The sequence below is a fragment of the Blautia sp. CGZ-1-C1 genome, assembly GCF_056504575.1.
In genome coordinates this window covers 23,689-29,999 of sequence record NZ_JBWLUT010000144.1, presented here as the reverse complement: position 1 = coordinate 29,999, position 6,311 = coordinate 23,689, and the positions used below count along the sequence as shown (strand labels likewise).

General features: G+C 37.9%; 6 protein-coding genes. All 6 read left to right on the top strand.

Going from position 1 to position 6,311, the window contains the following annotated elements; genetic code table 11:
• Positions 1-894 precede the first annotated feature (894 nt).
• The 6 genes from AC058W_RS13620 to AC058W_RS13595 all read left to right on the top strand — a co-directional run bounded on the left by AC058W_RS13620 (position 895) and on the right by AC058W_RS13595 (position 6,190).
• Positions 895-1,137 carry a type II toxin-antitoxin system Phd/YefM family antitoxin gene (locus AC058W_RS13620; RefSeq protein ID WP_117675377.1) on the top strand — a complete coding sequence of 81 codons (243 nt, stop codon included), beginning with the start codon at positions 895-897 and terminating at the stop codon, positions 1,135-1,137.
• On the top strand, positions 1,134-1,361 hold the full coding sequence (locus AC058W_RS13615; protein WP_330489898.1) for a type II toxin-antitoxin system death-on-curing family toxin: 228 nt from the start codon (positions 1,134-1,136) through the stop codon (positions 1,359-1,361). The genes AC058W_RS13620 and AC058W_RS13615 overlap by 4 nt, the downstream gene beginning before the upstream one ends.
• 455 nt (positions 1,362-1,816) lie before the next feature.
• Complete coding sequence (locus AC058W_RS13610; RefSeq protein WP_008703676.1) at positions 1,817-2,335, top strand: RNA polymerase sigma factor; 519 nt, start codon at positions 1,817-1,819, stop codon at positions 2,333-2,335.
• Positions 2,335-3,762 carry a DUF4179 domain-containing protein gene (locus AC058W_RS13605; RefSeq protein WP_117675375.1) on the top strand — a complete coding sequence of 476 codons (1,428 nt, stop codon included), beginning with the start codon at positions 2,335-2,337 and terminating at the stop codon, positions 3,760-3,762. Before AC058W_RS13610 ends, AC058W_RS13605 begins: the two co-directional genes overlap by 1 nt.
• A 162-nt stretch (positions 3,763-3,924) precedes the next feature.
• Entirely contained in the window at positions 3,925-5,328 is a 1,404-nt protein-coding gene (locus tag AC058W_RS13600; protein WP_479390200.1) for a L,D-transpeptidase family protein, read from the top strand.
• 127 nt (positions 5,329-5,455) lie between these two features.
• On the top strand, positions 5,456-6,190 hold the full coding sequence (locus AC058W_RS13595; RefSeq protein WP_479390199.1) for a hypothetical protein: 735 nt from the start codon (positions 5,456-5,458) through the stop codon (positions 6,188-6,190).
• The last annotated feature ends 121 nt before the right edge of the window (positions 6,191-6,311 follow it).

Below are 6,311 nucleotides of genomic sequence, written 5' to 3'. Positions count from 1 at the left end.
GGTTTCGCGTGATAGATACCTGTTCATATTATTTTGAAGATATATAAGGTGTTTTTGTTCATTTTGTGAATGATTATATTGAGCAAGCAGTTCTGTTTTCTGCTTAAGCAATGTAGCATACTTTTTTTTGAGCTGGCTGGTTTTCAGAGCATGAATATCAATACCATTTTCGTGAAGAATATGTTCAGCACCAGAGAAAAGGATAATTCTCGATTCATATTTGCGAAAATATCTTTCGGGATCTTTGGATGCTTGATAATGTTCGTATATTCATAATAAGAATACATACCTGAAATCTGAAATTGATAATAAATATACTCCAAGCCGTACTACACCATTATCATATAGTGAGTGAGAGTATGTTGAAAAATTAAAATCTCAACTCAGGAATGAAGCACCAATTGATAAACTTATGGAATCTCTGGAATCTAAAGAAAGTCAATGGGGAGAATCTGATCCACTGGATATGGATGAGAACTTAGTTCACGAAAAAACAACATTTGGAAAGTCTGATACTATCAGTGCATAACTTCTGTTAATTAGAAACATGAACGGAGGTCTTTTTATAAGACTTCCGTACAACCACCTCTCATAGAATCAATTTTATGCTGAGAATCCTTATATATAGCCTTAAATTTCCAACGAAAACCATGCACCCTAACAACTTTACCCTGAAAGCATTTGCGTTGAAATTTGATGGTTATTTCATTAATATATTGTGAAGAAACGAGTATAAGATGACTGCTGCCTATTGTATTTTTATACTGATTAGAAAACGAGGATTATTTCATTATCAAAATTTAATAAAATAGGTTGTATTCTAGCTAGAATAAGTATATACTATAGGCAAAGCTATAGATGAAACTATATTATCTTTAGAAAGAGGTGGAGATTATGACAATAGATACAAACACAATGGTATCAATAACAGAAGCTAACCAAAATTTTTCGAAGGTAACAAGAGTTGTAGATGAACATGGAACGGCAGTAATCCTAAAGAACAATGTCCCAAGATATCTTGTAATTGATTTCAGCAAGGCAGAAGCACAGAAAATAGCAGACATAGAAGATGTGACAGCAATTTCAGAACGATTAATTAAACAGAATATGGAAGCATATAAGGAGCTTGCTAAATGATAATTCTCAGCAAAGAACAAGTACTAATGATGCACAGGCAGTTAATAACTGCAACTGGTGGAAGTGATGGAATCAGAGATGAAGGAATGCTAGATTCTGCATTGTTGAATCCTTTTCAGTCATTTGGAGGAGAAGAACTTTATCCAAGTATTCAAGCTAAGGCAGCACAAATTAGGGTATTGTTCCAGGACTGTGAAAATAGAAGATGGGAAAATTATATCTGATAAAATATCTGATTAAAATCGGTTGAAAAATCTGTAGTATATTTCGAGGTTGCAGAAGCGTTTATCCAGAGCAGGAAAGAGAATATCCTCTTATATCAGGCACTTTCGGATGAATTTAATGGAATTTCAAAAATAATATTTTTAAAACCTGATAGGACAGAGGACATGATTGTTGATTGATCTGTCCTGAGGAGCTGGAAATTATTGACAGCCGTATCATGTAAAATACATGGTACGGCTATTTTTAGTACCTAGAATATTTTATAGCACCTTGCCGGGTAATCATGAAAAGCATGGAAGTGTTCAAACTAATCTTTTGGGGATTTTCTGAGATTGTTAAAAAAAATTGCAACTTTTTTGGGAGTTTGCACGTCTAATAAGTAGAAGCACATAAAGAAAAGCTTTTATACAATATTTCCTGATGACCGGTCTGATATAGGAGAAGGGAGACGACAATGAATGAGATTTTGATACGAAAAGCAAAGAAAGGCGATAAAGATGCTTTTTGTCGGCTTATAGATGAGAATGTACAGAGTATGTACAAGGTTGCAGCGGCATATCTGAAAAATGATGAAGATGTTGCGGATGCAATACAGGATACGATTCTTTCCTGCTATGAAAATTTGAAAAGTCTGAAACAGAACAGATATTTCAAGACATGGATGATCCGAATTCTGATCAATAAGTGCAAGGACATGATACAGAAGAAAAAGCTGGTTACTTATACGGATCAGATGCCGGAAACGCCTTTTCACGAAGAAAAATATGCAGCAATGGAATGGATCCAGGCCTTAGAGCCATTGGACAGTAAATACCGCTTGGTTGTTCTTCTATACTATATGGAAGGATTTGGTATCCGGGAAATCAGTGACATTCTGGATATGAAGGAAAGCACTGTAAAATCTCGTCTTTATCGTGGCAGAAAACAGATTGCAGAGATGTATGGATATAAGGTTAAGGAGGGACGTGCCTAATGATGACTTTAAATTATAATGAGAAAGACTTCCAGAAAAAACTTCAAAAGGACATAGAAATGCCGGAAATCGTGCATGAACATATTAATCAGGCATATCGTTTGATTGAAAATAACGCTGTTTTACAGAAAAAAGCATCAAAGGATCCATATCATTGGATGAAAAGTGGAGGCAGGATAGCAGGAGGGATGGCAGCGGTACTGGCAGTAGGATTTGTATTCTGTGCAATCAATCCGGTAATGGCAAAAAATATCCCGGTTGTAGGAGGACTCTTTGAAATTTTACAGGATAATGTGAGTTTCTTTGGTGACTTTTCAGATCATGCAACAACTTTGGAAGCTGTTGATGGAACGAAGACAGATAGCAGTGAAACAGACGGAGCCAAGACAGATCATGCCAATAATGATGCTATTTACACTAAGACAGCAGATGGGCTGACAATTACATGTTCTGAGGTATATGCAAACAGCCAGGCAATTTATGTGACTATGCAGTTTAAAAGTGATAAACCGTTCCCAGAAACAGAAACTGGGGCGGAAAGTGGAACACCAGTCATTGATCTGGATATGACAGGGGGTGTGGACTTTAATTCAGAGGCTAGCCCGGTAATTGACGGTCAAGTGGAAGGAAAATTTCTGGATGATAACACCTATGCATGTATTTTCCGTTATGATTTGGCTGAAGCCGCAAAAGATTATACGGAATATAATGAGAAATACAATGAAATGACACAGCAGGTAATGGATGAGATGGGAATAACTCAGGCGGACTTAGATGATCAGACGGATGAAGGTTATGCGCTGCTGGAAGAGTTTATCAATAAATTGTCTGAACGTGGTGGAGAATATCAGAAGTACATTAAAGATATTGATATTCCAGATACCTTTAACCTGCATCTGGATATTACGAAGGTAAGAGGACTGGAAGCAAACTATCAGTGGTCAGAAGAGGATGAGAAAAAATATGGAAGGGATGCTGGCTACTACAAATATGAAGGTGACTGGAGCTTCGATATCCCGGTTACGGTAGATGATTCCCAGACAGAAGTATTGGAACTCAATGATACAAACGATGCAGGTATTGGACTTAAATCGGTGATTCGTACTCCATATGAATTGACGGTAAATGAACTTTATAAGGAAGGTTCCAACAGTGATTGCTTTATGGTAGCTCTTGATGCCAATGGAAACACACTTCCGTACAATGAGTCTACTGGAAACTGTAATAACTTCGCAATTCAGGACAGAGATATTTCTACGGTAGACATTTATTTTCTGGATTATGTCCAGTATATGGATGAGCTGAAAGGCCAGCAGAATTTTGATAATCCTACGAAAGAGGATGGACAAAAATGGAAAAAACTTCTGGAGGAGAATGCGAAGTACCATAAGACATTGCATTTTGACAATGACAATGTAAAAAACTAGTTGATATAAAAGAAAGATGAATAAGATATGAGACAAAAAGAAGTGATGGGGCAATCAATAAGAACTTCAAAATCGGCAAGACCCGGAACAATTACTTATGTGCCGATAGACAAGTCTGAATTCAGATCTACTGTATCTTCAGACAAAAAGAAAAACAAAATTATGAAAATAGTTGTAATGCTTATAGTGATGATTTTGGTTATGAGCTGTTGTGTGTATGCAGGTATATCTTATTATTACTCATATCACTTCTTTTTGGGTACGACCATCAATGGAATTGACAGTTCAAATAAGACAGCTTATGAAGTTGAGCAGGAGATTGCAGGGAAAAAGGATAACTATGTTATTCAGGTAAGTGCAAGGATGCAGGAACCTCAGACTATTACAGGGAAAGACATTGATTATCAATATGTATCCAGCGGGGAAATCCTTCAGCTGCTGAAGACTCAGAAACCATGGGAATGGATCAGAGGTTTTTTTGAAACGAAAAATTATATGGTTCAAGAAGAGACTGTTTTCAGTCGGGAAAAGCTGGAGAAACAGGTAAGTTCACTAAATTGTGCCAAAAAAGAGAATCAGATGGCACCGGAAAATGCGTATGTAAGTTTTGCTAATTCAGAATTTACTATTGTGCCAGAGACAGAAGGCAGTGAATTAAATGCCAGGGAAGCTTATCAGATGATAAGCGGAGCAATTGATAATGAGGCGGCAGATGTAGATCTGGGAAGTAATCCAAAGGCTTATAAGAAAGCAGATGTGACGAAAGAAAGTTCAGAACTTCAGAATATGGTAAATACATATAATAACCTGACAAAAGCAAATATCACATATACATTTGGAGATGAAATGGTAACACTTGACGGGAATACCATCAAAAACTGGCTGCAGTTTGACGAGAAAGGGCAGCTGCTTCCGGATGATGGAGCCTTCCGGCAGCACGTAGTGGATTATGTGGCACAGCTTGCAGCAGATCATGATACAGTTGGCACTGAAAGACAATTCCAGACCACGAGCGGAAGGACTGTGTATGTATATGGTTCCGCCTATGGGTGGAAGATTGATCAGGACAAGGAATCAGCACAGCTCATGCAGGAAATTCAGTCGGGAACCCAGACAACCAGGGAACCGGTATATTCTATGAGGGCAAATGCACATGGGATTAATGATCTCGGAGATACATATATAGAAGTAGATCTTACAGAGCAGTATATGTGGTATTATCAGAATGGAAACATTATTTTTCAATCAGAAATCGTATCCGGACTGCCAGATGATCCGGATAGAAAAACACCCCCTGGAATATTCACACTGGATTCAAAGAGCAGTCCGTCCGTGCTGCGAGGTGAAATGACAGCTAATGGAACCTATTCTTATGAACAGCTGGTAACGTACTGGATGCCATTCAATGGAGGAATTGGTTTTCATGATGCAGACTGGCAGCCGTACTTTGGTGGTGACAGATATCTTACAGGTGGTTCTCATGGGTGCATCAATCTTCCACCAGAGAATGCCGGACAGCTTTATAGTCTTATTCAGTATGATGTCCCGATAATTTGTTTTTACTAATTCTATATTCAAGATGTACAGGACAGGAGCTAAGTTGTAATGCTGTTGGCTCCTGTTCTTCATTGTCAATAGTATCAGCCTGGCACATGATCACCATTTCGGTAATCCAGAACAAAGCAGACTTGATATGGAAGTGGCAGAGCGATTGGTAAAAGCTAGAAATCTCTTCCTTTCGTACCATGTAACAGCTTCTCTGCCAGGGAAATCAGGAACCCTTACAATAGAAGCTGATATTACCGGAAATACTGATGACGTTTCAAAGGGAGTTCTGAAAAAATGCAATATATCAGAAAAAGACATCTGCTCCTGGTTTGGCGGGAAAGATGGATGGGAAAAATCTGTAACAGATGAAACGGTCTGGGAAAATAAAGAAAAAGGACTGCAGTTATTTATTTCGGATGGGATGATAGAGTGTGATGGATTAAGTGAAAAAGATCTGGGATTTTTAGGCGAGAATACGGAAGATGAGAAATTAAATATTATAAATCAACTGTTTTCCAAAGCTGATTTATCTGGAACTTCTGTAAGAAAACCAATTAGCGACATGACAGAAGGATATGATTATTACGACACAGAAGTTCTGTTGAATGGAATACCGGCAGGTGGACTTTCTCAGTATCATTATCAGGGAAGCACAGGATTTGGTCTCAAGCCTGAAGACTGCTATTTCAAAATACCAATCCCGCTTCAGGTGAAAGGAGAAAGAAACAGTTACTATGCTTCCCATGGAAGAAATTATGAAATCGGTGGAACAATATGTAAAAGAAGGAAAAATTGGATTTTTTACGGAAGAGGACACGACGGAAAAAACAGAACCAATCACGATTCCAGTTACGAAAATCCGTCTGAAATATTATATTGATGAAACTGCAGATGGAATTGTTTACAGACCTGTATGGAGTTTTTGCTGTCCTTACCAATGGAAGGATTCACCAGAAGAACAGGAATTGTTTTATATAGACGGAGAAACCGGAGCTTTGATC

Coding starts and splice junctions, on each gene's coding strand:
- AC058W_RS13615 (WP_330489898.1), top strand. CDS start 1,134: ATGATAATTCTCAGCAAAGAACAAGTACTAATGATGCACAGGCAGTTA.
- AC058W_RS13610 (WP_008703676.1), top strand. CDS start 1,817: ATGAATGAGATTTTGATACGAAAAGCAAAGAAAGGCGATAAAGATGCT.
- AC058W_RS13620 (WP_117675377.1), top strand. CDS start 895: ATGACAATAGATACAAACACAATGGTATCAATAACAGAAGCTAACCAA.
- AC058W_RS13595 (WP_479390199.1), top strand. CDS start 5,456: ATGGAAGTGGCAGAGCGATTGGTAAAAGCTAGAAATCTCTTCCTTTCG.
- AC058W_RS13605 (WP_117675375.1), top strand. CDS start 2,335: ATGATGACTTTAAATTATAATGAGAAAGACTTCCAGAAAAAACTTCAA.
- AC058W_RS13600 (WP_479390200.1), top strand. CDS start 3,925: ATGAAAATAGTTGTAATGCTTATAGTGATGATTTTGGTTATGAGCTGT.